This window comes from Mycetocola sp. TRD_SC_2 (assembly GCF_055361225.1).
The window spans coordinates 122298-147497 of record NZ_CM143954.1 but is presented as its reverse complement, the minus strand read 5'-3'; the positions used below and the strand labels follow the sequence as shown (position 1 = coordinate 147497).

20 protein-coding genes are annotated in these 25200 nt (G+C 65.7%); 11 read left to right on the top strand and 9 right to left on the bottom strand.

Features of this window, described 5'->3' with window-relative positions; translation table 11 throughout:
• The first annotated feature begins 1 nt into the window (after position 1).
• From ACWA1Q_RS00765 to ACWA1Q_RS00745, 5 genes are all read left to right on the top strand, one after another.
• Positions 2-2038, top strand: coding sequence for a bifunctional aldolase/short-chain dehydrogenase (locus tag ACWA1Q_RS00765; protein WP_463758724.1), 2037 nt, complete (start codon positions 2-4; stop codon positions 2036-2038).
• 154 nt (positions 2039-2192) lie between these two features.
• A complete protein-coding gene (locus tag ACWA1Q_RS00760) occupies positions 2193-3557 on the top strand; it encodes a rhamnulokinase (RefSeq protein ID WP_463760892.1) in 1365 nt (454 codons plus the stop codon).
• A gap of 73 nt (positions 3558-3630) precedes the next feature.
• Positions 3631-4551, top strand: a complete 921-nt coding sequence (locus tag ACWA1Q_RS00755; protein WP_463758722.1) for a 2-hydroxyacid dehydrogenase — start codon at positions 3631-3633, stop codon at positions 4549-4551.
• 200 nt (positions 4552-4751) lie between these two features.
• Positions 4752-5480, top strand: a complete 729-nt coding sequence (locus ACWA1Q_RS00750; protein WP_463758720.1) for a FadR/GntR family transcriptional regulator — start codon at positions 4752-4754, stop codon at positions 5478-5480.
• A gap of 79 nt (positions 5481-5559) precedes the next feature.
• On the top strand, positions 5560-6828 hold the full coding sequence (locus tag ACWA1Q_RS00745) for an alpha-hydroxy acid oxidase (RefSeq protein WP_463758718.1): 1269 nt from the start codon (positions 5560-5562) through the stop codon (positions 6826-6828).
• Between the two features lie 102 nt (positions 6829-6930).
• Here ACWA1Q_RS00745 and ACWA1Q_RS00740 read toward each other — a convergent pair whose 3' ends face one another.
• The 4 genes from ACWA1Q_RS00740 to ddaH all read right to left on the bottom strand — a co-directional run bounded on the left by ACWA1Q_RS00740 (position 6931) and on the right by ddaH (position 11330).
• On the bottom strand, positions 6931-7668 hold the full coding sequence (locus tag ACWA1Q_RS00740; RefSeq protein ID WP_463758716.1) for a polyprenol monophosphomannose synthase: 738 nt from the start codon (positions 7666-7668) through the stop codon (positions 6931-6933).
• 77 nt (positions 7669-7745) lie between these two features.
• A complete protein-coding gene (locus ACWA1Q_RS00735) occupies positions 7746-9215 on the bottom strand; it encodes a peptide MFS transporter (protein ID WP_463758714.1) in 1470 nt (489 codons plus the stop codon).
• 34 nt (positions 9216-9249) lie between these two features.
• Positions 9250-10473, bottom strand: coding sequence for an ornithine--oxo-acid transaminase (gene rocD, locus ACWA1Q_RS00730; RefSeq protein WP_463758713.1), 1224 nt, complete (start codon positions 10471-10473; stop codon positions 9250-9252).
• A complete protein-coding gene (gene ddaH, locus ACWA1Q_RS00725; protein ID WP_463758711.1) occupies positions 10470-11330 on the bottom strand; it encodes a dimethylargininase in 861 nt (286 codons plus the stop codon). The genes rocD and ddaH overlap by 4 nt, the downstream gene beginning before the upstream one ends.
• Positions 11331-11507: 177 nt before the next feature.
• On the opposite strand from ddaH, the gene ACWA1Q_RS00720 reads away from it, so the two are divergent.
• On the top strand, positions 11508-11945 hold the full coding sequence (locus ACWA1Q_RS00720; protein ID WP_463758710.1) for an Lrp/AsnC family transcriptional regulator: 438 nt from the start codon (positions 11508-11510) through the stop codon (positions 11943-11945).
• 113 nt (positions 11946-12058) lie between these two features.
• On the opposite strand, the gene ACWA1Q_RS00715 is transcribed toward ACWA1Q_RS00720, so the two are convergent.
• Together ACWA1Q_RS00715 and ACWA1Q_RS00710 are read right to left on the bottom strand one after the other, a co-directional pair.
• Positions 12059-12226 carry a hypothetical protein gene (locus tag ACWA1Q_RS00715; protein ID WP_463758709.1) on the bottom strand — a complete coding sequence of 56 codons (168 nt, stop codon included), beginning with the start codon at positions 12224-12226 and terminating at the stop codon, positions 12059-12061.
• Positions 12227-12299: 73 nt separating this feature from the next.
• The gene (locus tag ACWA1Q_RS00710) at positions 12300-15773 is read right to left on the bottom strand and encodes a choice-of-anchor I family protein (protein WP_463758707.1); all 3474 of its coding nucleotides are present in this window, start codon (positions 15771-15773) and stop codon (positions 12300-12302) included.
• A gap of 170 nt (positions 15774-15943) precedes the next feature.
• Here ACWA1Q_RS00710 and ACWA1Q_RS00705 point away from each other — a divergent pair, with 170 nt between their 5' ends.
• On the top strand, positions 15944-16282 hold the full coding sequence (locus ACWA1Q_RS00705; protein ID WP_463758706.1) for a cupin domain-containing protein: 339 nt from the start codon (positions 15944-15946) through the stop codon (positions 16280-16282).
• A 40-nt stretch (positions 16283-16322) separates the two neighbouring features.
• On the opposite strand, the gene ACWA1Q_RS00700 is transcribed toward ACWA1Q_RS00705, so the two are convergent.
• On the bottom strand, positions 16323-17156 hold the full coding sequence (locus tag ACWA1Q_RS00700; protein WP_463758705.1) for an alpha/beta fold hydrolase: 834 nt from the start codon (positions 17154-17156) through the stop codon (positions 16323-16325).
• Positions 17157-17265: 109 nt separating this feature from the next.
• On the opposite strand from ACWA1Q_RS00700, the gene ACWA1Q_RS00695 reads away from it, so the two are divergent.
• The 3 genes from ACWA1Q_RS00695 to ACWA1Q_RS00685 all read left to right on the top strand — a co-directional run bounded on the left by ACWA1Q_RS00695 (position 17266) and on the right by ACWA1Q_RS00685 (position 19033).
• Complete coding sequence (locus ACWA1Q_RS00695; RefSeq protein ID WP_463758703.1) at positions 17266-17784, top strand: CGNR zinc finger domain-containing protein; 519 nt, start codon at positions 17266-17268, stop codon at positions 17782-17784.
• Between the two features lie 79 nt (positions 17785-17863).
• On the top strand, positions 17864-18610 hold the full coding sequence (locus ACWA1Q_RS00690; RefSeq protein ID WP_463758702.1) for a GTP pyrophosphokinase: 747 nt from the start codon (positions 17864-17866) through the stop codon (positions 18608-18610).
• Between the two features lie 54 nt (positions 18611-18664).
• Positions 18665-19033 carry a GntR family transcriptional regulator gene (locus tag ACWA1Q_RS00685; RefSeq protein WP_463758701.1) on the top strand — a complete coding sequence of 123 codons (369 nt, stop codon included), beginning with the start codon at positions 18665-18667 and terminating at the stop codon, positions 19031-19033.
• A gap of 16 nt (positions 19034-19049) precedes the next feature.
• On the opposite strand, the gene ACWA1Q_RS00680 is transcribed toward ACWA1Q_RS00685, so the two are convergent.
• Positions 19050-20462: an MFS transporter gene (locus tag ACWA1Q_RS00680; protein WP_463758699.1), complete on the bottom strand. Its 1413-nt coding sequence runs from the start codon at positions 20460-20462 to the stop codon at positions 19050-19052.
• A 135-nt stretch (positions 20463-20597) separates the two neighbouring features.
• Here ACWA1Q_RS00680 and ACWA1Q_RS00675 point away from each other — a divergent pair, with 135 nt between their 5' ends.
• Positions 20598-21293, top strand: a complete 696-nt coding sequence (locus tag ACWA1Q_RS00675; protein ID WP_463758697.1) for a hypothetical protein — start codon at positions 20598-20600, stop codon at positions 21291-21293.
• 128 nt (positions 21294-21421) lie between these two features.
• On the opposite strand, the gene ACWA1Q_RS00670 is transcribed toward ACWA1Q_RS00675, so the two are convergent.
• Positions 21422-25078: a proline dehydrogenase family protein gene (locus ACWA1Q_RS00670; RefSeq protein ID WP_463758696.1), complete on the bottom strand. Its 3657-nt coding sequence runs from the start codon at positions 25076-25078 to the stop codon at positions 21422-21424.
• Positions 25079-25200 lie beyond the last annotated feature (122 nt).

Genomic DNA, 25200 nt, shown 5'->3' with positions numbered 1-25200 from the left:
GATGACGAACGACACCGCCGCGGAATTGATCGCGCGCAGCAACCGGCTGGGCGCCGACCCGAAGAACACCAACTACGCGGGTGGAAACACCTCGGCAAAGGGCGAGGACATCGACCCCGCCACCGGCGAGAAGGTAGAGCTCCTCTGGGTCAAGGGCTCGGGCGGAGACCTCGGCACGCTCACCGAACAGGGCCTCGCCGTGCTGCGACTCGACCGCATGCGTGCCCTCACCAACGTCTACCCCGGCGTCGACCGCGAAGACGAGATGGTCGCCGCTTTCGACTACACCCTCCACGGCAAGGGCGGTGCCGCCCCATCGATCGACACCGCGATGCACGGCCTGGTCGACGCCGCGCACGTCGACCACCTGCACCCTGACTCCGGCATCGCGATCGCGACCGCCGCAGACGGTGAAGAACTCACCCGCACGATCTTCGGGAACAAGGTCGTCTGGGTTCCGTGGCGCCGCCCCGGCTTCCAGCTCGGCCTCGACATCGCCGCGATCAAGGAACAGAATCCGGATGCCGTCGGCTGCATCCTCGGCGGCCACGGCATCACCGCGTGGGGCGACACGAGCGACGAGTCCGAGCGAAACTCGCTCTGGATCATCGACACCGCCGCGGAGTACATCGCTGCGAACTCCCGCCCTGAACCGTTCGGCCCCGCCCTCGACGGGTACGCTGCCCTGCCGGAGGCCGAGCGCCGCGCCAAGGCCGCTGCTCTCGCGCCGACCATCCGCGGACTCGTCTCCACCGACAAGCCACAGGTCGGCCACTTCACCGATGACGACGTCGTGCTCGACTTCCTCGCGAGCGCCGAGCACCCGCGCCTTGCCGCTCTCGGCACGAGCTGCCCTGACCACTTCCTCCGCACGAAGGTGAAGCCGCTTCTCGTCGATCTGCCGGCGTCCGCTTCCGTGGAAGAGACCATCGAGCGACTGCAGACGCTGCACGAGGAGTACCGCGCGGATTACACCGCTTACTACGAGCGCAACGCGGTCGCGGATTCGCCCGCGTTGCGCGGCGCCGACCCGCTCATCGTGCTTGTTCCCGGTGTCGGCATGTTCAGCTTCGGCGCGAACAAGCAGACCGCGCGCGTCGCCAGCGAGTTCTACATCAACGCGATCAATGTCATGCGCGGTGCCGAGGGTCTCTCGACCTACGCGCCGATCGATGAGGCCGAGAAGTTCCGCATCGAGTACTGGGCGCTCGAAGAGGCGAAGCTTCAGCGCATGCCGAAGCCCAAGCCGCTCGCGACCCGCGTCGCGCTCGTGACGGGCGCGGCATCCGGAATCGGAAAAGCGATTGCGACCCGCCTCGCTGCCGAGGGTGCGTGCGTCGTCATCGCCGACCTGTCGCTCGAGAAGGCGCAGGAAGCTGCAGCCGAGATCGGGAACACGGATGTCGCCGTCGGCGTCGCTGCAGACGTCTCGAATGAGCAGGCGGTACAGTCAGCGATCGACGCCGCCGTTCTCGCGTTCGGTGGGCTCGATCTCGTCGTCAACAACGCCGGGCTCTCCCTGTCGAAGTCGCTGCTCGACACCACCGAAGCGGACTGGGACCTGCAGCACAATGTCATGGCGAAGGGGTCGTTCCTCGTCTCGAAGGCGGCGGCGCGCGTGCTCATCGACCAGAAGCTTGGTGGCGACATCATCTACATCTCGTCGAAGAACTCGGTCTTCGCCGGGCCGAACAACATCGCCTACTCGGCAACGAAGGCGGACCAGGCGCACCAGGTCCGGTTGCTCGCTGCCGAGCTTGGAGAGTACGGCGTCAAGGTCAACGGCATCAACCCCGACGGTGTCGTGCGCGGCTCCGGCATCTTCGCCTCGGGCTGGGGCGCGAACCGCGCCAAGACCTACGGCATCGAAGAAGAAGACCTCGGCAAGTTCTACGCCCAGCGCACGATCCTCAAGCGCGAGGTCGTGCCCGAGAACGTCGCCAACGCGGTGTTCGTGCTCTGCACGAGCGACCTCTCGCACACGACCGGTCTGCACATTCCGGTCGACGCCGGCGTCGCAGCCGCGTTCCTGCGATGAAGGCCTCTCGCGTTTTCACCCGGTTCGGTCCAGTTCACCCGGCGTGCCGGGTGAACTCGTCCGCAGCGAGTGAATTCGCGCCCGGGAGCCTCCGGTGAGCGGCAGCGTCGGCACCGTCGCCGCCGTCGACCTCGGCGCGACGAGCGGTCGAGTCATGCTCGGGCATGTCGGGCCCAACGAGCTCCGGCTCGACCCGGTACACCGTTTTCCGAACGGTCCGACCGAGCACGAAGATGGGCTGCATTGGGATGCCACGGGGCTGTTCCGGTCGGTCGTCACGGGACTGGCGGGCGCGGCATCGGCGAAGCCACTGAGCATCGGGATCGACTCGTGGGCCGTTGACTACGCGCTGCTCGCCAACGGGCGGATGCTGCACGAACCATTCCACTACCGCGACGGCAGGACCGAGCGCGGTGTCGCCGCCGTGCACAACCTCGTTCCGTTCGAGGAGCTGTACGCACAGAACGGGCTGCAGTTCCTGCCGTTCAATTCGCTGTACCAGCTCGCCGCAGACGGAGACGCGCTTGCCCGCGCCGACACAGCTCTGCTCATTCCAGACCTTCTCGCCTCCTGGCTCACCGGAGCGATCGGAGCCGAGGGCACCAACGCATCGACCACCGGGCTGCTCGGTACCGACGGCCGGTGGAATGACGCCCTGATCGAGAAGCTCGGACTGCCCCGATCGCTGTTCCCATCACTCGTCTCGCCTGGCGACCGCATCGGTACTCTTCTGCCCGAGATCGCGTCCGAGACCGGACTCGACCCGTCGACTCCCGTGACCGCCGTCGGGTCGCACGACACGGCATCCGCTGTCGTCGCTGTTCCCATGCTCACCGGTGACGCCGCGTGGATCTCGTGCGGAACGTGGGGCCTCGTCGGCCTCGAACTCGAGCACCCGGTTCTCACCGAAGCGAGCCGCGAGGCGAACTTCACCAATGAGGGCGGTGTCGACGGGCGCGTGCGGTTCCTGCACAACGTCATGGGTCTGTGGCTTCTGAGCGAATCCGTGCGCACATGGGAGCGCGAGTCCGGCGAATCGATCGACCTGGGCACGCTGCTCGCCTCGGCTGCAGCGGTGACCGAGGCGATGCCCACCTTCGACGCCAACGACCCTCGTTTTCTCACACCGGGCGACATGCCCGCCCGCATCGCCGACGCTCTTCGCGAGCAGGGCGCACCGGTGCCGACCTCACCCGCCGCGTTCGTGCGCTGCATTCTCGAAAGCCTCGCGGATGCCTTCGCGCACGCCGTTCACACGGCATCCGCTCTCGCGAACTCCCCGGTCTCGGTGATCCACATCGTGGGCGGAGGGTCGCTCAACACGCTGCTCTGCCAGCTCACGGCTGACCGCTCGGGCCTGCCCGTGCTCGCCGGACCGGTCGAAGCGACAGCACTCGGTAACGTTCTCGTGCAGGCGCGGGCCGTCGGGCTCGTGGAGGGCGACCTCGAGTCGCTGCGCGCCCTCGTCGCCCGGTCCTTCGTTCCCGTGCGGTACGAGCCGCGCGCCCGCCGGGGGTGAATTCGCGGCTCAGCGCACCGCGATCACCGTGCTGTTTTCGCGCCACCGGCATCCGTTTGGATAGGCTCGAAGTATGACTTCTCCCCTCGTTGTTGGTGTTCCAGGCACGACTCTCCGCAAAGCGGTTGGCGAGATGGAGGGCGTCGAGTTCGTTGAGTGGGACATGTCTGGCCCTGCGCCGGTGGCCGAGTTCGATATCGTCATTCAGCCGTACATGGGCGCGACGAAAAAGCTCGGCGCTCTCGAGGGTGTCACCACCAAGCTCGTGCAAAGCCAGTCGATCGGATACGACGGCGTCGACGAGGTGCTGCCTCCCGGGAACGTGTTCGCGAACGCGTCGAGCGTGCACGAGGCATCGACCGCCGAGCTGACGCTCGCCCTCATTCTCGCCGTGCAGCGAGGCATCCCTGACTTCGTGCGTGCCGCGAGCGCGGGTCGATGGGCACCGAACCGGTACGCGAGCCTCGCCGACCGCACCGTGCTCATCCTCGGCTATGGTGGCGTGGGCAAAGCCATCGAGGATCGGCTCCTGCCCTTCGAAGTGAACGTCGTTCGCGTCGCCACTCGCGCCCGCGACGACGAGCGCGGCCACATCCACGGCATCGACGAGCTCCCCGAACTGCTGCCCCAGGCCGACATCGTCATCGTCGGCGTTCCCCTCACCGAGAACACGACCGGTCTTGTCGACGACAGCTTCCTCGAGGCCATGCCCGACGGCGCGCTTCTGGTGAACATCGCGCGCGGCGCTGTCGCCGACACGGATGCCATCCTCCGGCAGGCCGAATCCGGCCGGCTTCGGTTCGCACTCGACGTGACCGATCCCGAGCCGCTGCCGGACGGGCATCCGCTGTTCGCCCTTCCGAATGTCCTCATCAGCCCGCACGTCGGTGGTGCGACCACCGCGATGATGCCGCGAATGGCGCGTCTCGTGCGTGAGCAGATCGAGCGGATGCAGCGGGGCGACGAGCCCGCGAACGTGGTTCTGCGCACGTAGAGGCACGCCGCCGCCCCCTCCTCCTTCGCACACCGATGCACCCCAAATTCAGGAGATTTGCGCGACACGCCGTCGTGAGAGCGCTACCGTACGGCGTGTCGCACCAGGTCTCCTGAATTTGCAGTCGGTGTCGGATGCCTCGACCCGGCCACCATTCCGTGTAAACTCTGTGGTCTGACCACATCGACGACGGGAGCAGCGTGACGGACGAACCTCGTGCCTGGCAAGTCGTGCTCGAGTCGATCGAGCGCGACCTCCTCGATGGACGCCTGCGCCCCGGCGACCACCTCCCCGGCGAACGCGCTCTCTCGGCAGACCTCGGTGTGGGGCGCTCGAGCGTGCGCGAAGCCCTCCGCGTGCTCGAAGTTCTGGGCCTCATTCGCACCGCGACGGGCTCCGGCCCGAACTCCGGCGCGATCATCGTCGCGCTGCCAGGGGGCGGGATGTCAGCACTCATGCGCCTGCAGGTCGCCGCAACCGGATTCGCGGTCGCCGACATCGTCAAGACACGACTCGTTCTCGAGACGGCCGTGGCCGCTGACCTCGCCGGGGCGTCCCCGCGTCCGAGCCTCACGGCATCCGTCGCTCTCCTCGACGCCATGGAGTCGAGGGACCTGCCCGCCGCCGAGTTCCTCGCGCTCGACGCGCAATTCCACCTGACGCTTGCCGAAGCATCCGGAAACCAGGTCATCACCGCCACGATGGCCGGACTCCGCAGCTCGATCGAGAGCTATGCGCGGCTCGGCGCCGCGGACCTTCCGTCGTGGCCAGACACCGCAGCCCGCCTCATGCGCGAGCACCGGGGCATCCTTGACGCGATCGAGTCCGGCGATGCGGCGAGCGCCAGAGCCGCCGTGCACTCCCATATCTCCAATTACTACGCCGAGACAAACCTCCCCACCCACCGCCTGGACGAGATACCGACATAGCTTCCGGATGCCGCTCCCCGCGGCAGCCCGACAGCCGGCTCCGGTGTTTCACCCAACGCTCCGACAGAAAGAGGACCCCATGGTCGAACGACGAATCCCGAGTGTGCACGATCTTGCACCGCTCATGCAGTTCAAGAAGCCCGAGTTCAACGCTCGTACGCGCCGCCTCGCCGCGGCAACGAGCATCGCGGACCTCAGGACCATCGCGAAGCGCGTCACCCCGAAGGCGCCGTTCGACTACACCGACGGCGCTGCCGAGGGCGAGATCTCGCTCACGCGTGCACGCCAGGCGTTCCAGGACATCGAGTTCCACCCGTCGGTTCTGCGCGACGTGTCGAAGGTCGACACCACTCGCGAGGTGCTCGGCAAGACCAGCGCCATGCCGTTCGGAATCGCCCCGACCGGCTTCACCCGCATGATGCAGACCGAGGGTGAGCGTGCGGGGGCGACCGCGGCTGAGGCCGCAGGCATCCCCTTCACCCTCTCCACCATGGGCACGACGAGCATCGAAGACGTCGCAGCGGCAGCACCGAACGGACGCAACTGGTTCCAGCTCTACATGTGGACCGACCGTGACCGCTCGCTCGCCCTCGTCGATCGCGCCCAGGCTGCCGGGTACGACACCCTCATGGTCACCGTCGACACCCCGGTCGGCGGCGCGCGCCTCCGTGACGTGAAGAACGGCTTCTCGATTCCGCCGGCGCTCACCCCCAAAACCGTGATCAACGCGCTGCCCCGGCCGGCCTGGTGGATCAACTTCCTCACCACCGAACCGCTCGCGTTCGCGAGCCTCGACCGCTGGTCGGGCACCGTCGCTGCCCTCATCGACACCATGTTCGACCCGACCGTCGGACCGGACGAGGTGCGCTTCATCCGCGAACAGTGGAAGGGCAAGCTCGTCGTCAAGGGGATCCAGTCCGTTGCGGATGCCCGCCTCGCCGTCGAGCTCGGCGCCGACGCGATCATCCTGTCGAACCACGGCGGACGCCAGCTCGACCGCGCGCCGATTCCGTTCCACCTGCTGCCTGCGGTCGTCCGCGAGGTCGGCAGCGAGGTCGAGATCCACCTCGACACGGGCATCATGAATGGGGCCGACATCGTCGCATCCGTCGCCCTCGGGGCCCGGTTCACTCTCATCGGCCGCGCCTACCTCTACGGGCTCATGGCCGGCGGCCGCCAGGGCGTCGACCGCACCATCGAGATCCTCTCCGGTGAAATCCGTCGCACGATGAAACTCCTCGGCGTCGCGAGCCTCGACGAGCTCGAACCGCGCCACGTCACGCAACTCGCCCGGCTCGTGCCATACGCACAGCCCGCGGCGGATGCTGTCGCCTCCTCCCAGCGCTGATCCCGCGGGTTTCGGGAGGAGAATTCGAGGGTTCGTCCGCTACACGGAGCCGAACCTCACGATTCTCCTCCCGAGACCACACCACCGCGGCAAAACAGAGTGTCAGCGGCCGAAAAGGCGCCTCAACCGGCCCGGCAGAGCGCCGAGACCCCAGAGCGTGACCCGGAACATCGCCTCGGCGACGATCCCCCCGGTCATCTTCGACACCCCATGCTCGCGCTCCACGAAAAGGATCGGCACCTCCACGATCCGGAGCCCGGCACGAGCGGCGTGAAAGAGCAGGTCCACCTGGAAGCCGTACCCCTGACTGTGGACATCCTCGAGGCGGATGCTCTCGAGTGCGTGCGCGGTCAGCACCCGGTATCCGCCGGTCACATCCTTTTGGGGCAGCCCGAGCACGATACGCGAGTATGCGCTGCCGCCTCGTGACAGCAGCTCGCGGTAGGCCGGCCAGTTCCGTACACCCCCGCCGGGAACCCAGCGCGACCCGAGCACCACGTCCGCACCGGCATCCGCTGCGGCGAGAAGACCAGGAAGCTCCTCCGGCTGGTGTGAGCCGTCGGCGTCCATCTCGACCAGCCGCGTGTAGCCGCGCTCGAGTCCCCACCGGAACGCCGCGCCATACGCGCTGCCGAGCCCGGCTTTGCCCGTACGGTGCAGGACGAACACAGCGCGGTCGGATGCCGCGAGGCCGTCGGCGATCGCACCGGTGCCGTCGGGCGAATTGTCATCGACAACGAGAACGTCGACATCCGGCGTCGCGCTGCGCACCCGGGCAATCAGAGCGGCAAGGTTCTCACGCTCGTTGTATGTCGGAACGATGACGAGCGTCGTGGCCACGGCATCCTTCCGAAAACGGTGCCGATCCGGGTCGAATCCGAGCGGCGAAAAGCCCGGGCAGCGCCCGGAATTCCAGACTACCGAACGCCACTCATCAACCGGAGCACGGGGCGCGCAATGAGCGCGAGAGCGATGCCGAGCACGATGGCGATGCCACCGAGGATCCCGAAGTACAGGTGCTCGGGCACGGTCAGGTACCACTCCGCGAGCCAGCCGGACACGGCTGTTCCGAGCGCGATCGAGAGGAAGAACAACGCAACCATCTGGGTCTGGAACACCTTCGGCGCGAGCTTCGTCGCCACAGAGAGACCAACGGGCGAGAGCAGCAGTTCCGCGATCGTGAAGACGAGCAGGATGCCGATCATCGCGAGCAACGGTGTCGAGTTCGCCTCCCCACCGGCAAACGGGAGGAACAACAGGAACGCGAGTCCCATGATGATCGTTCCGGCCGCGAACTTGAGCGGCGTCGACGGCTGGCGCGGGCCCCACTTCGTCCACACGGCGGCGAAGACCCCGGAGAGCAGGATGATGAAGATCGGGTTGATGGACTGCACCCAGGAGACCGGCATGACCCAGCCGAAGAGGTCGCGGTTGAGCCGCTCATCGGAGTAGATCGTCACGACGGTGAACTGCTGCTGATAGAGCGACCAGAACGCGGCACTCGCGATGAACATCGGAATGAACGCGTACACCCGCTTGCGTTCGATCCCGCTGACGAGCTTGCTCGACAGAATCACGACGAAGTAGGCGATCGTCGCAAGCACGGTCAGACCGATGACGATCGTGACGAGGTTCTCAGCGGTGATGACGCCGACCAGAACGAGCACGACGATGAGGGCGACGGATGCTGCCGCCACGATCCCGAAGAATGGCCAGCGACTCCTGGGGAGCGGATCGGGAATGTGCCGCGCGGCATCCGGAAGCCGCTTGCGACCGAAGGAGTACTGGATCAGTCCGGCGGCCATACCGAGGGCGGCGAGTCCGAAGCCGAAGTGGAACCCGAGGGAGCGCTGCAGGATTCCGGTGAGGATCGGGCCGGCGAACGCGCCCAGGTTGATGCCGAGGTAGAAGAGGGAGAACCCGGCGTCACGGCGCGGGTCCTCGGCGGAGTACAGGGTTCCGACGACCGAGGTCGCGTTGGCCTTGAGCCCGCCGGAGCCGATCGCGACGAGGACCAAACCGGTCGCGACACCCACCATCCCGGGCAGAAGTGCGAGCGCTACGTGCCCGCACATGATGACGATCGCACTGTAGAACAGCACGCGCTCAGAACCGAGGAGTCGATCGGCGATCCACGCGCCGAGAATCGTCGAGAGGTAAACACCGCCACCGTAGGCGCCGACGATTCCCGCGGCCGTCGACTGCGGGATGCCAAGGCCGCCCTCACCCGCCGCGTAGTACAGGTAAATGAGCAGGATGCCCTGCATGCCGTAGAAGGAGAACCGCTCCCACATCTCCACGCCGAAGATGTTGGCGAGAGAGCGCGGTTGACCGAAGAAACTATGGTCCTCACGCGTGGACGTCGATTGCGTGACCTGACTTCTCATTACATCGACGGTACTCCCCATCCGGGGGATCGTGTTACGTGCGCAGCTCCACCAGTACCTCGCCGAACTGCTCGATCATCCAGTCCAGGTCACTCTCTTCGATCACAATGGGCGGCGCGAAACGGATGGTGGAGCCGTGGGTGTCCTTGGCGAGGATGCCGCGCTCCATGAGTCGCTCACAAACGTCGCGACCGGTGCCGAGGGCCGGGTCGATGTCGACGCCCGCCCAGAGACCGGCACCGTGGACGTCGACGACGCCGTGCCCGACGAACGCCCCGAGCTTCGTGTGGAGTCGCGCCCCGAGAACACGCGCGCGCTTCTGGTATTCGCCGCTCGCAAGCATCCGGACGACGGCGTGACCGACAGCGGATGCCAGTGGGTTGCCGCCGAATGTCGACCCGTGCTGTCCGGGCTGGAGTACTCCGAGGATGTCGTCGTTGCCGACGACGGCGGAGACGGGAACGATTCCGCCGCCGAGGGCCTTGCCGAGCAGGTACAGGTCCGGCACGACCCCGACGAGGTCGCACGCGAAGGTCGCGCCGGTGCGGCCGAGGCCGGACTGGATCTCATCGGCGATGAACAGCACGTTGTTCTCGGTGCAGAGCGCGCGAACGGCGGGCAGGTACTCAGCCGGCGGCACGACGACGCCGGATTCACCCTGGATCGGCTCCACCAGAACGGCGACGGTGTTCTCGTCGATCGCCGCTTCGAGCGCGGCGGCATCCCCGTATGGAACGGTGCGGAAGCCGGGCGTGAACGGGCCGAAGTCGGCGCGGGCGTCTTCATCATCCGAGAAACTGATGATGGTCGTGGTCCGGCCGTGGAAGTTGCCTGCCATGACGATGATGTTCGCCCGATCGGCCGCGACACCCTTGACCCGGTACCCCCAGGCGCGAGCGACCTTGATTCCGGATTCCACCGCTTCGGCGCCGGTGTTCATCGGCAGCACCGTGTTCTTGCCGCACAGCTCCGCGAGCGCTTTCGCGAACGGGCCCAGCTGGTCGTTGTGGAACGCACGGCTCGTCAGGGTGACGCGTCCGAGCTGGTCGCGAGCGGCATCCAGGAGGAGCGGGTGTGAGTGGCCGAAGTTCACGGCGGAGTATGCGGCGAGGCAGTCGAGGTAGCGCTTGCCGGTCACGTCGGTGACCCATGCTCCTTCAGCGGATGCCACGACAATCGGAAGTGGGTGGTAATTGTGGGCGACGACAGCCTCTTCGGCCCGGATAACCTCCCCAGACACCGTAAGAGTGGTACTCATCGGCGGAGCTCCAGCGTGCAGCATTTCACTCCTCCTCCGCCAAGCAACAGCTCAGACAGATCGACCCCGATCGGGTTGTATCCGCGTTCGCGCAACTGGCGCTCGAAGCCGGTCGCCCGTGCTGCGATCACGACGTTGTAGCCGTCTGAGATCGAGTTGAGTCCGAGGATGGAGGCGTCCTCTTCACCGACGATGATGGCATCCGGATAGCGGTCCTGGAGAATCGCGAGCGACTTCGAGTCGAATGCGCTCGGCAGGTACGCGATGTTTGCGTTCTCGTCTCCGGTGAGTGGATCGAGTACGGCGATTGCAGTGTCGAGGTGGTAGAAGTTCGGGTTGACGAGGCTGAGCGTGACGACCTCGCGGCCGAACAGCTCCGCTACTTCGGAGTGGCTGCGGGATTCACTGCGGAACCCGGTTCCGGCGAGGATGGTGTCGCCGACGAGGAGGAAATCGCCCTCGCCTTCGTTGATGTTGGCTGGCTCCTTCACGTCGAAGCCACGCTCGCGGAACCAGTCCATGTATGCGGGGCCCTCGGCCTGGCGCTCCGGGTAGGTGAAGCTTGCCCCGTAGGCGATGTTGTCGACGACGAAGCCCCCGTTGGCCGAGTAGACCATGTCGGGGAGACCGTCGACGCCGTCAATCAGCTCGACCGTGTGACCGAGGTTGATGTACGTGTCGTAGAGGGTTTGCCACTGTGCAACCGCTCGAGCTGTATCCGTGGGCTTGGTGGGTTCCATCCACGGGTTGATCTTGTACGAGACGGTGAAATAGTCCGGCCGGCACATCAGATAGGTGCGGGGGGTCGGTGTGCGGGTGGCTGAAGCGACCTGCGTCGCGGTGTCGATGTTTGTCATGCACGTCTCCGGTGGGGGAAGCGGCGGACACTGTCCTCGAGTCCCAGCGCGGAAAAACCGCGGGGGCACGCCGTGCCCCCAGTCTCGCACGCAGGCTCGCGAAGGTGTCTGCCGTTCGGCGCAGGAATCATGCGTAAAAACGAGGCCAAACGCAAGGACAGCGCTTAGACTGCCGGTATGGACAACCTGGATCGCGGAATTATCGACCTGTTGCGCCAGAATGCACGAGCCGGATACGGCGACATCGGGCAGGAAATCGGTTTGAGCGCATCGGCGATCAAGCGTCGCGTCGACCGCCTGGTGGCAGACGGAGTCATTCGCGGCTTCACCATCAAGGTCGACCCTGCTGTCGACGGCCTGCATACGGAGGCGTACGTCGAGCTGTTCTGCCGGGGCACAGTTGCACCGGACGAGCTCCTCAAGATTCTCTCCGCTGTTCCCGAAGTAGTCGACGCCGGTACGGTGACGGGCGGCGCCGACGCGATGGTGCATATGCGGTCCCGTGACATCCCGAGTCTTGAGGCGGCGCTGGAGCGCGTACGGAACGCGCCGAACGTTGATCACACCCGCAGTGCGATCGTGCTTTCTCGCCTGATCCACCGCACGTCGGACTGACGCACCGAACTCCCCCGCTCACGACAAAGCCGCGCCCGGCGAAACCTGATGGTCTCGCCGGGCGCGGCTTTACGTTTGTCAGCTATACCCGGGATGTCCCGGGGCGGAACTGGTTAGACGCGCTTCTTGCCGGTGACTGCACGGAGCAGCCAGACAATGATCGCGAGGACGAGCAGAACGATGCCGACCCACAGCAGGAAGTTCAGGGACTGCACGAACCCACCTGTGAAGAGCAGGATGACGGCGACGACTGCGATGATGATCAGGAGTGTGTTGTTCATAGTTGGACGCTATCAGCCACACACTCTGAGTGGTTTCTAAGCGGGGGGCATTGCATTGTGCTCATGGTTGGTGCTACAGAAACAAGCCGCGGCGGCGTGTGAGCCAGCCGCCCGCAACGACCAGGAGCAAACCGAGGACGGCGATGAGACCGACATTCGCTCCGGTCGCGGCCAGGTCTCCGTTGGCGCCAGGAGCGGCCGCATCGTCCGGGTCGGCGGGGGTCGCCGGCGTACCATCGTCACCGGGCTCGCCTGGTTCGGCGGGATTCCCGGGAACAGCGTCGGCGAGTGTCGCGCGACCGAGAGCCGGCGGATCGATGGTTCCCTGCGAGTCAAGGTACGACACCGTCGCAGCGAGGTCGGCCTGACCGGTATCGGTGGCGTTTGCGCCGCTCGCGAGAGTGCCGAAGTTGTCGCCGCCGGAGGCGAGGAACGAGTTGGTGGCGACCCGGTACACGGCGCCATCGGCCACTGCCGAGCCCTCAAACGTCATCGACAAAATGCGGCTGCCGCGTTCAGCCTCCGGGTCGTAGGTGTAGCTGAACCCCTCCGAAATGCCGAGGTGGAGCTTGGGCCGTGAGGAGCCGTCCGGCTGCCACTGCTCCTCGAGAACCTGTTTCAGCTGAGCGCCGGTGAGGTCGAGGGTCCAGAGCGTATTGGCGAACGGCTGGACCGCGGCGGCTTCCTGGTAGGTCACCACGCCGTCGTCGCCGTAGAGCAGGTCGTCGCGGAGACCTCCCGGGTTCATGAGGGCGATCTGCGCTGGCTCGCCACCGAAGTCCTCGTTCGACGTCGCCCACAGCTGGATGTCGGCAATGAGGTTGCCGAGGGAGGATTCGACACCGCGATCAGAACCGCCGATGCCCCCACGGAGGATGTCCGCACTGATCTTCCCGACCGGTGCGGCACCGACAACCTCTGCCTCAGCGGCTGCCGCTGCGACGAGCTCGGCCACAGCGGCATTCGCCGGGTATGCGGCAGCGCCATCGACGACGAGCGGGAGAATCTCTGCCGAGAGCGACACCACGGAGTTGTCCGCCGGGTCCACATCAATGGTGAGGCGATCGATGGCCGCCCCGTACTGTCCAGCCTGAACGACCGGGCGCTCAAGCCCGTCGGCCCAGCCTTCGACCGGGAACGCGCAGGCGTACTCCTGGTGGGTGTGACCGGAGAAGATGGCGTCGATGTCAGCGGATGCTTCGCGCACGAGCGTGGCGTAGGTCGAGGTCCCCGCCGCGATCGTGGTGCAGTCGGCGTCATCTGCGCCGTCATGGGTGAGCAACACGATCACGTCTGCTTCACCGTTGTCGGCATCACCGTCCTGAAGTTGAGCAGCGACCCGGTTGGCTGCCTCGAGCTGGTCGCCGAATTCGATCTCGGCGATACCGGCCGGGGAGACCATCGACGCGGTCTGTTCGGTCACTGTTCCGATGAAACCGATTCGGACCCCGTCGACGGTCGTGACGGAGTACTCGGCGAGCGCCGGAGTTTTGGTGCCCTTCAGATAGACGTTTGCCCCGAGAGCGAACTCAGACCCGCCGTAGGCGGGGATGACCCGGTCAGTGAGGTCCGCCCAGCCGGCGTCGAACTCGTGATTGCCGACCGCCGAGGCCGACAGGCCGCTGGCGACAAGCGCCTCGATCGTCGGGGCATCCTGCTGCGAGAACGACGTGAAGGTCGACGCACCGATGTTGTCACCGGCCGAAACGAGGACGGTGTTCGGATTCTCCTCGGTGAGAGCGTCGACGGCGCCCGCGAGGACCGCGGCACCTGCTTCACCGGAGCCGAGGTTCTGCTCGATTCGCCCATGGAAGTCGTTGATGCCGAGCACCTGCAGGGTGGTGGTGTCCGGCGCAGACGTCTCGATCGTGAACAGTGTCGTTGTTCCGGAGACCTCGTTGCCGACGACGAGCATCGGCTCACCGGTCGGTGACGTTACGGCGGGAATGAACGCGAGCCCCTCAGGCCCGAGGTCTCCGGCCTCAGCGAGGCTGCCACCGTCTTCGACGGACTCCGCGAAGTTACGGTTGTTCAGGTACGTCACGAACGTGGACTCGGCCGGGTTCGTGATGTCGTAGACCGCGACGCCTCCGACCCGTTCAAGACCGACGAAGGCGTACGAACGGCCGTCGACGGTGCCGATCGCGAGGTTCTCGGGCTCCGGGCCTTTGTCGTCGCTGCGGCCTTCGGAGTTCGACGCGGAGTGGTTCGAGTTGAAGAATGCGGGGTTGGCTTCGGCTGTGACCTGCTCGAGGCTGTCGCCGGAGTCATAGACGAGGGAGCCGTCCGTGGTCCAGACCGCGAAGGAGCGAGCGCCGAAGGCGTACAGCTCCTCGTAGCAGTCGCCGGACTCGGAGAGGCCGAGGTCGGTGATGATGTTGAGACGGCCAAGGTCGGCGTCGCCGGTGAGATCGGCCAGGGAACTCGTTTCGCAGACCGGGGGAAGCCCGTCGCTCCCCAGGTCTTTGACCCGGGCCGCATCGACGAAGTCTCCCCACTCACGTGAGTCACCTTCGTTGGCCGTGACGAGATAGGTCGTGCCGTTCGATTCGTAGGTGTTGATGCCGTCTGGCATATAGGCGCCGTGAAGACCCGGGTAGGTTTCGATGTTGATCGTTGGCGCATCGCGGGGATCCCGATCGGACGCGTCGAGCCCGTTGCCCGCACGGCCGTGGTCCTTGTATCCGAGGGGCCAGATGTCGGTGACGGTCGCGGTGGCGAGGTCGATGACCGCAACCGCGTTAGCCTCCTGCAGCGCCGCGTATGCGGTGTCGCCATCGATGGCGACATACTCGGGCTCGAGGTTGCGGGAGACCGGGTTCCCGGCTTCCGGAGTAGGGCCGAAGACGCGAACCAGGGGATCGAGGGTCTTCGAGCCGCCGTCTTCGAAGGCGTGGAAGTCTGCGATCCTCACCGCAGCCTGAGCGGGGGCGGCGACGGCGTCCGGCAGCGCGACGACCCCGATCGATCCTTCGGGGTCTACGGTGAAGTCGTCATTCGGCTCACCCTCGTTTGCGACCACGGCGTAGGTGCCGTCAGCGGAGAGGGCGACCATGTCTGGCAGCGCACCGACCTCGACCTCGCCGAGGATGGCATCCGCTGTTTCGCTGTTCGCGTCGAAGAAGACCAGCGCGCCGTTGTCGGTCTTCGTGGTCGACTCGACCGCGATGACTCCGAGCCCGTCCGCCCGAATCGCGAGCGAATTCGCAATGCCGTCGCCCTGGATCGAGTACAGCTTGCGGGGCGACGTCGGGTCGCTGACGTCGAGGACGTCGACGGCACCAGCTGCGGCATTGACGGTGAAGACCCGCTCGCCGAAGTAGGCCACGATTTCGGCGGCCGACTGGTCGAAGAGTCCGGTCTCGTAGGTGCCGGCAACCGCGAGGCTCAGAGCCGCGTCCGGCGCGGAATAGGAGATGGGCTCAGCAACGATGCCGGCAACCGCTGGCGGCGCCAGGAGGAGAGACCCGGCAACAGCAACGGCCGCGACGGATGCCGCGGTGGCGGCAGGGAAACGGCGACGCGACGAGCGTCTGGCGTGAGACATGGGAGCTCCGAAGGATTCGAGACGGGTGTCGTCCATGTCTATTGAGGCAAGGTGGCGCACAAGTGAACAGCGGATGTCGAAGTGCCGCTCGCGCGACCGTGGGCTCTTGCCGCACGCGGCCAGCAAGACAACAATGACGTGCATCACGCACCGTGGAAAAGGAGGACCGGATGATCACTCGTGTGAAAGCCGCCGACCTGGTTTCCGGATCGGGACGAACGGCGCGGTTCGAGGGCAGCCTCCACGAATCCGGAGTCTCGTTCTATCTCGTCGACAACGACCCGGGGCAGGGTCCGGGTCTCCACCGGCATCCGTACACCGAGACGTGGGTGGTGCGGGCGGGCACCGTCACGGTCACCGCCGACGGGGAGACGATGGAGGCGACCGCCGGCGACATTCTCACCGTGACGGCGGGCACGGCACACAAGTTCGTGAACTCGGGCACCAACCGCCTCGAGATGGTCTGCATCCACGCCTCCCCGCGGATGATCCAGGAAGAGCTCGAATAGGCGGATGCCGGTCAGGGACCCGACCGGCATCCGCTACCGACTACTTCTTGACGAAGGTCAGGAGTGCCTCGGTGACCTCATCGGCGTGAGTCCAGAGCAGGCCGTGCGGTGCCCCTTCGATCTCCACATAGTCGGCGTCAGGCAGCAGCCTGGAGAACGGGCGCCCGGTCGAGTCGATCGGCAGGATCTGGTCGGCGGTGCCGTGGAGGATCAGCGTCGGCACATCGATCTTGGGGATGTCGTCACGGAAGTCGGTCAGCCACGTCGGAACGACGGCGGATGCCGCGAACCACGACGCGCTGGCGGCCACGTTCCAGCTCCCCCTCACTGCGGCCTCGCTGATTCGCGAGCCGAGGTTCTCGTCGAGGTTGTAGAAGTTGTTGAAGAAGTCGTCGTACCAGGCGAACCGGTCGGCTTTCGCTGCAGCGGAGATTCCGTCAAAGACGTCGTGGGGTACTCCGGCCGGGTTGTCGTCGGTCTGCAGCAGGAAGGGCTCCAGAGAGGCGAGGAACGCCGCTTTTGCCACCCTGCCTGAGCCGTAGGTGCCGAGGTAGCGACCGACCTCACCCGTGCCCATGGAGAAGCCGACGAGGATCGCGTCGTGAAGATCGAGCGTCTCGATAAGGGTGTTCAGGTCTGCCGCGAAGGTGTCGTAGTCGAAACCAGTCGTCGGTTTGCTCGACTTGCCGAAACCTCGCCGGTCGTAGGTGATGACGCGGTAACCGGCGTCGAGGAGCGCACTCGACTGCTTCTCCCACGAGTTCCCGTCGAGTGGATATCCGTGGATCAAAACGACGGGCTGCCCGTCACCGTGGTCCTCGTAGTAGAGGTCGATGTTCGTCGAGTTTTCCTGGCCAACTGTGATGAAGCTCATGTCGCTGATCCTCTTTCATTTTCTAACCGGCTTGCGGCTGTTGAGTGGTTGTGAAACTCATACAAGCACCTCAGCTACAACCTGTCAAGGCTTTTGATAGGGTTAGAACATGAACACCACGCAAACGGCCGAAACGGGTCACGTCCTTCTCGATCTCGTTAATTCTCGGTTGCACTTCGCGGACCAGGTTCTCGACGAACTCGGCGAAGACGCTGACGCACGTGAATGGCTCCGCGCTCACGGGGGCAGCGGAACGCCTGCTGAGATCGCCGGAGCGAGGCAGGCGCGGGAAGTGTTCGTACCGTTCCTTCGCGGAGCCTCGGCCACGGACGTTCTCGCCCCGTGGATTTCTGGAATGCAGAAATCGGCGGTTCTCGTCGATGACCGGCTGGAGTGGCAGCTCGATGTTCCCGATCACCTCGTGATCGGAGCGCGCGCGGTCGAAGAATGGGCGGCGCTCCAGTCACCGTCCGGTTCCAGGATCCGGCCATGTGCGAACCCGGATTGCCAGCATTTCCTCATCGACAACAGCAAGGCTAACTCCCGCAAGTGGCATTCCATGGATTCCTGCGGAAACCGCATGAAGTCTCGGAGGCACTACGCGAGAACCCGAGAACCGTCGGCCTGATCTTCCGGACGGACTACCAGCGAGAGGCTGGCAGACTTGTGTCCGGCGGGTCCACCGCCCCCGGAAGGAAACCACCCTCATGGCCGATGTCCCGCGAGAGTTGACCGACCTTCGCAAACTCAGCGACGAGTTCACACGCTTCATGCTCTCCTACAAATTCGGCATCGACGAGGTGATGACGAAGCTCAACATCCTCAAGGAAGAGTTCCATCACCGGCACGATTACAGCCCGATCGAGCACGTGAGTTCGCGTCTGAAATCTCCCGAAAGCATCCTGGAGAAAGCGAATCGCAAGGGATGCGAGCTGACGCTCGACGGCATCCGCGAAGAGCTTCACGACATCGCCGGTATCCGTGTCACCTGCAGCTTCGTCTCGGACACCTATCGGGTGGCCGAAATGATCACGGCCCAGCAGGACGTGACCGTGCTCGAGGTACGGGACTACATTCGCGAGCCCAAGAGCAACGGCTACCAGAGCCTCCACATGATCATCGAGGTTCCGGTCTTCATGTCCGACCACGTCGAGCGGGTCAAGCTGGAGGTTCAGATCCGCACGATCGCCATGGATTTCTGGGCCAGCCTCGAGCACAAGATCTACTACAAATACGACCGTGCCGTTCCCGAGACTCTTCTCGACGAGCTGCGCGACGCGGCGCACGCGGCGTCGCGGCTCGACGTCAAGATGGAGCGTCTGCACGATGAAGTCGTCGCCCTCAGTGATGTGGCCGGCACCGACGACGGTCTGATCGAACCTGAGGAGATCGGGCGCCCTGAACTGCCGGCGGCCCTCGTCCAGATTCTCACCGCTTCGCGGGTTCAGCGGTAGCTTTGCCAGAGAGCAACCGGACGTGCTCCGGTGACACCAATCGAGGGAGCGCACATGGGTTCACCATTCCGGATCGACGCCAGCTCGTCGACGCCACCGTTCGAGCAATTGAAGACGCAGGTGATCGAGCGCACCCGAAACGGCGACCTCGCTCCTGGTGACAAATTGCCGACGGTACGCGGGCTCGCCGATGAGCTCGGACTCGCAGCGACGACCGTTGCCCGCGCATATCGCGAACTCGAGCAGGACGAGGTCATCGAGACCCGCGGCCGGAAAGGATCCTTCGTGTCCGCGGTCGGTGACCCGGTTCACAAACAGGCACAGCTCGCCGCCGTCGCCTACGCCGACCGGGTGAAGTCGCTCGGCCTGGATGCAGACGAAGCGCTGTCGATCGTGAAGGCAACCCTCGGCATCCGTTCCTGAAATTGTGCTCGCGGTGTCAGCGCGACTCTACCTCGGGTGCAGCGGAGGCGTCGGATGCCTCGGCGAGAGCCGGATTGCGGATGCCCGCGAACGAGATCGCTCCGCCCAGTATGAGGGCGATCGCCGTGGCGATCATCGCTCGGTGGAACCCGGCGAGGTCGAGCACCGGACCCAGAATCAGTCCGGCGCACGCGACGGCGACAAGTCCGGCGACGCGCGCGACGGCGTTGTTCACCGCCGAGCCGATACCGGCCTGGCCCTCGTCAATCGCTCCGAGAATCGCGCTCGTGAGAGGCGCGACGGTGATCGACAGGCCGATGCCGAAGAGGATGAGACCGGGAAGCAACTGCAGCCAGTAGTTCTCGTCGGCGGTGACGGTGAGCAGAAGAAGGAACCCGATTCCACCCACGATCGGCCCCACCGTCATGAACAGCCGCGGCCCGAGCCTGCCGGCGAGCGCACCGATCCGGCTCGACAGCAACAGCATCACGATCGTCGGTGGAAGGGTGGCGAGTCCGGTGAGTGTCGCTGGCCAACCGGCTACTTGCTGCAGGTAGATCGCGATCACAAAGAAGCCGAACCCGAGGGCGCCGTAGATGAAGACGGTGGCGATGTTGCCCGCCGAGAAGTTACGCGAGGAAAAGAGCGAGAGCGGCATCATCGGGTCACGTGTGCGACTCTCCCACCAGAGGAACAGGCCGAACGCGGCGACTCCGACGACGAGCGGAGCCCAGACGATCGGGCTTGCCCAGCCGTACCGGCCCTGCTCGATCAGTGCGAATACCGGGCCCCCGAGTCCGATCGCCCCGAGCGTGGCGCCGACGACATCGACACGCGGCTGCGTGGTCTGTGCGGGCTGCTTGTCCATTTTGGCGAGGAGCCACAGGGTGAGGGCGATGGGGAACACGTTGATCCCGAAGACGAGTCTCCACGACACGGTATCGACGAAGATCCCGCCGAGCAGCGGACCGATGATCATCGCGGTTCCTGTCCATGCGGTCCACTGGCCGATCGCGCGCGCCTGTCCCTGACCTGAGAAGGTCGAGATGATGATCGCGAGCGAGCTCGGCACGAGCAGAGCCGCCGCCGCGCCTTGGAGTGCGCGCGCGACGATGAGGAACGCGGCACTGGGTGCGATCGCACAGAGGAGGGACGTCACTCCGAAACCGATGAGGCCGATCGCGAGGATGCGGACGCGACCGAAGGCATCCGACAGCGACCCGGCGAGAAGGATGAACGCGCCCAGCGTCAACAGGTAGGAGTCGACGACCCACTGTTGCACCGGCAGGCCTCCCCCGAACTCGCGGGTGATCGCTGGCAAGGCCACATTGATGATGGAACCGTCGAGGAATGCGACGAAGGAGGCGAGGATCGCGACGAGCAGCACGAGGCGCTTCGTCGCCCGGTCGGTGCGGGGAACGGATGCCATTCCCCCAGTATGCGCCGTATCGTCGCTCGCTCATCAGCCCGAGTTTGACGCGCGAGATGGTGGCGAACGGAGTGGGAGGGTGAACTTCTCGTGTCTGCTGCGGAAAGATGTGGGAAACCTGAACAAGGACAATCCATGACCATCAGTAGCAAACCTTCACGTGTGCGTCGCGCTCGAGCTGCCCTGGGGCTCGACGATCCACGGCTGATGGGGGTCCTGGCCCTCCTCTGGTCGACGACGGGTGTCTACATCGTCCTGCACCTTAGCCGCCGGTTCATCGGCGCGCCGTGGAGCCCGTACTTCGACCTCGGCACGGAACGCGGATACGGCGAGGTGTTCTTCCAGATGCTCACCGGGTGGTCGGCGATCATGCTCGTCCTCGTGGCGGTAAGGACCCGAGCGTGGATTCTGCTGGTCTGGGCCACGTTCTCGCTCTACCTCCTCACCGATGACTACTTCACACTCCACGAACGGATCGGCACGTGGTACGCCCTGAACGGGCCGTATGTCGGCCGTCTGACGACTCATCTCGGTGAAGCTCTGTGGCTCGCTTTCATCGGAGTGCTGCTCATCGTCTCGCTGGTGATCGCCTACCGGTTCGCGTCCGCTCGCGACCGCCGGATCACGCTCATCCTCGCCGCGCTCTTCGGGGGGCTCGCCTTCTTCGGCGTCGCGATCGACATCCTCCACAGTCCGTTCATCGACATGCCGGTGATCGATCCGCTGTTCATCGCTCTCGAGGATGGCGGCGAAATCGCCGTCATGAGCCTGATCGTCGTCTACGCGGTGTCACTCGCATTCCCGCGTGAGGATGAGCCGACCCGCCCCTGACGAGCCGTCGATCGGTCCGAAAGGGGCGCTCGACGAATCGATCGGTCCGAAAGGGGCGCTCGACGAATCGATCGGTCCGAAAGGGTCGTTCAACGTGCGTTGGAGTCGCCTTCTCGGACCGATCGGGGCTAAATGACCTCGGCACTCCACGGGTCGAGGTTGCCGAACCTGTGCGCGGTGATCGAAATTGCCTGTTCGTGCAGGAACGGCAGGAGTTCGATCCGGCCCGACTGCGTCACCGCCCCCGAGTAGATCGCCAGGTCGGGGTTGCCCCTCGCGGCCTCAGCGAGCGCACGGTGCAGCGTTGTCCGCGAATCGTCGGGTCCGACGATGCGCACCCTGGGCGTTCCTCCCGCTGCGGTACGGCTGACCCATTCCCCGTCGGTTTCGACGAAGACCGGAACGGAGAGGTCGCCGAGCAATCCGCGGACGGGAGCAGGAAGCCCGGATGCCACGCTGAGCGTGAACGGGGACCGCGCACGCAATGCGGCGAGTGCGACCCGCAGCACCTCGCCCAGATCGGCGTCTGCAGTGGCCCGGATAGCGACGGGCACCGGGCGGTACCGGAAGAGGTTCCTCTCGATCGGAATACCGGAGGCATCCTTCGTCTCGCCGTATTCGTTGCCCCACGCGATCGCATCCGACAGGGCGGACCGGCGCAGGACGTCGAATTCCTCGTAGCCGAGAGAGGGCTGGGCCGCTTCGATGAGCCGGGTGACCGAGCTGTCGAGCCCGCGCAGGTGCAGCGTCTTGCTGCTCGACCCAGCGTCTGGCACCCAGGAGCCGAGGGTGAGCAGGTAATTGGGCCCGCCCGCCTTCGCGCCTGCGCCGACGGCGGAGCGCTTCCAGCCGCCGAACGGCTGGCGCTGGACGACCGCGCCGGTGATTCCGCGGTTGACGTACAGGTTTCCCGCTTCGACGGTGGCGAGCCATTCGGCGAGTTCGTCCGGGTCCTGGGTGTGAAGCCCGGAGGTGAGCCCGTAGTCGATGGCGTTGGTGAAACGGATCGCCTCGGCAAGATTCGCGGCGTGCATCACACCGAGGACCGGACCGAAGAATTCGGTGAGGTGAAAGTAGGAGCCGGGGGCGACATCCGCCCGGATACCTGGTGACCACAGTCGCCCGGTGTCATCGAGCTGCTTCGGTTTCACGAGCCATTTCTCGCCCACGCCGAGCTCGGTGAGAGCGTGCTTGAGTTTGCCGTCGGCCGGCTCGATGATCGGTCCCATGAGGCTCGCCGCGTTCTCCGGGTAGCCGACCTGGAGCGAGGTTGCCGCGTCGACGAGTTGACGGCGGAACCGCTCGCTCTTCGCGACGGAACCCACGAGGATGACGAGGCTCGCTGCCGAACACTTCTGGCCGGCGTGGCCGAATGCGCTCTTGACCACGTCTGCAGCGGCGAGGTCGAGGTCGGCGCTCGGAGTGACGATGATGGCGTTCTTTCCACTCGTCTCGGCGAGGAGGGGAAGGTCGGGGCGCCAGGAGCGGAAGAGGTCCGCCGTCTCCCACGCCCCGGTAAGGATGACCCGGTCGACGTCGGGGTGTGACACCAACTGCTTGCCCAGTTCGCGCTCATCGAGAGCGACGAGGGTGAGGAGTTCTTGCGGAACGCCCGCCTCCCACAGCGCCTCAGCGAGAACGGCGGCACAGCGGCGAGCCTGGTGCGCGGGCTTGAGAATGACGCCAGACCCGGCGGCGAGCGCGGCGAGCACCCCTCCCGCGGGAATCGCGACAGGGAAGTTCCACGGCGGCGTGACGACGGTGAGCTGTGACGGCACGAACCGGGCGCCACGGACGGCGTCGAGTTCGCGGGCCTTCGCCGCGTAGTAGTGGGCGAAGTCGATGGCTTCGCTGACCTCTGGGTCTGCCTCGGCGATGGTCTTTCCGGTTTCGGATGCCATCACCTCGATCAGGCGGTCACGGTTCGCCGCGAGAGCCAGGGCAGCCTTCTCGAGCACGGCAGCGCGCTCGGCGGCCGGGAGGGCTCCCCACGTTGCCCCGCGATCGCGGACGCCACCGATGATGAAGTCGAGAGTGGCGGCATCCGGAACCGTGCACTCCGAGATCGTGCGGTTGCCGAGTTCGCTGCCGGGCACCCGGGCGAGAATCCGGCCTGCCCACGCTCGGTTGGCTGACAGGGAGGGGTCGGTGTCACGCGTGTTGACGAATCCGGGCGCGCCGAGATCGGTCGCGGGAAGGGTGTTCAGGGTCGTGGTGTCGAAGACGCGCACGGTATCGAACGGAGACTCCTGCTTCGAACCCCGTGCGAGCCCGAGTACCTGCTGGGTCATGCCGAGCTCGTCACCCTCGGGCTTCGTGAAGCTGTCGGCCGACGGCGCTCGCTGCACGAGCTCGTCAGCGGCGGCGAGGGTCCACTCGGTCTCGCGGTTCTGGGTCCGCCGCGGCGACGGCACCTCGTGCGGCGTGGCTTCGAGCTGGGCCACGGACGCCAGGAAGCGCTTCTTCTCCCGCTCGAACAGGGATTTGTTCTCGTGTAGCTCGAACACCGCAGACATGAAGTTCTCCTGCGACGCGTTCTCCTCGAGCCGGCGGATCAGGTACGAGATGGCGACGTCGAACTCCTTCGGGTTCACCACCGGCGTGTAGAGCAGGAGGTTCCCGACGTCGCGCTTGACGGCATCCGCCTGACCCGTCGCCATGCCGAGGAGCATTTCGAATTCGACGCCGTCGGTCACGCCGCGGCTCTGGGCGAGGAGCCACGCGAAGGCGAGGTCGAACAGGTTGTGACCGGCGACACCGACACGGACGTTCCTCGTGCGCTCCGGGGTCAGCGCCCACATCAGCACGCGCTTGTAGTTGGCATCGGTGTCCTGCTTGGAGTCGTACGGAGCGGTCGGCCAGTCGTGAATCGCGGCGTCGACACCCTCCATCGCGAGGTTGGCGCCCTTCACCAGGCGGACCTTGATCGGCGCCCCGCCGGATGCCACACGCTCGGCCGCCCAGTCCTGGAGCGTCTGCATCGCAGCGAGGGCGTCGGGAAGGTAGGCCTGCAGCACGATTCCCGCCTCAAGCGTCTTCAACTGCGGCTGGTCGAGGATCCGCATGAACGCGGCGACCGTGAGGTCGAGGTCGCGGTACTCCTCCATGTCGAGGTTGATGAACTTCTCGGCCGGTGAACTCGCCGCGAGTTCATACAGCGGCGTCAGTCGGTCGACAACGCGGTCGACGGCGTCATCAAACGCCCACATCGAGAGCTGCGAGACGATGGATGAGACCTTGATCGAGACGTAGTCGACGTCGTCACGCGCGAGCAGTTCGCGTGTGCCGTTGAGCCGTTTGGCCGCCTCCGCGTCACCGAGAACGGCCTCGCCGAGAAGGTTGAGGTTGAGCCGCGAACCCTCCTCACGGAGGTCTTCGATCGCCGGCCCGAGCTTCGCCGGTGTGGCGTCGACAACGAGGTGTCCGACCATGCCGCGGAGCACCCTGCGCGCGACCGGGATGACGACCCACGGCATCACCGGGCCGAGGATGCCACCGGCGGTGATGGCGGCGCGGAGATACCAGGGCAGGAACGCCGGGGCCAGCTTCGCGACGCGCTGCAGGTTGTAGCCGGCGACGAAGAGATCCTCGGGCCGCATCACACCGTCGACGAAGCCGACGGTGAACGCGAGTCCGTTGGGATCCTTGAGCACCTCGGCAAGGCGCTGGGCGGCGGGGTCGACCGTCGCGTTCGCGCTCTCATCGACCCACTTGCGGGCGAGGGTGACGGCATCCGTTGCGAGCTGGGTGGCGCTCAAATCCGCGCCGGCCGAGGTGTGAGGCATGATCACGAGACTATTCCTCCTGCGGTGGAGTATCGGGAGGTCGCCGCGCGGTTTGCGGGGACTCTCAGTCTCAGTGTGCGCCCGCGCTTCGATTCAGAAAAGCGAATCTTTCCGAAGCATAT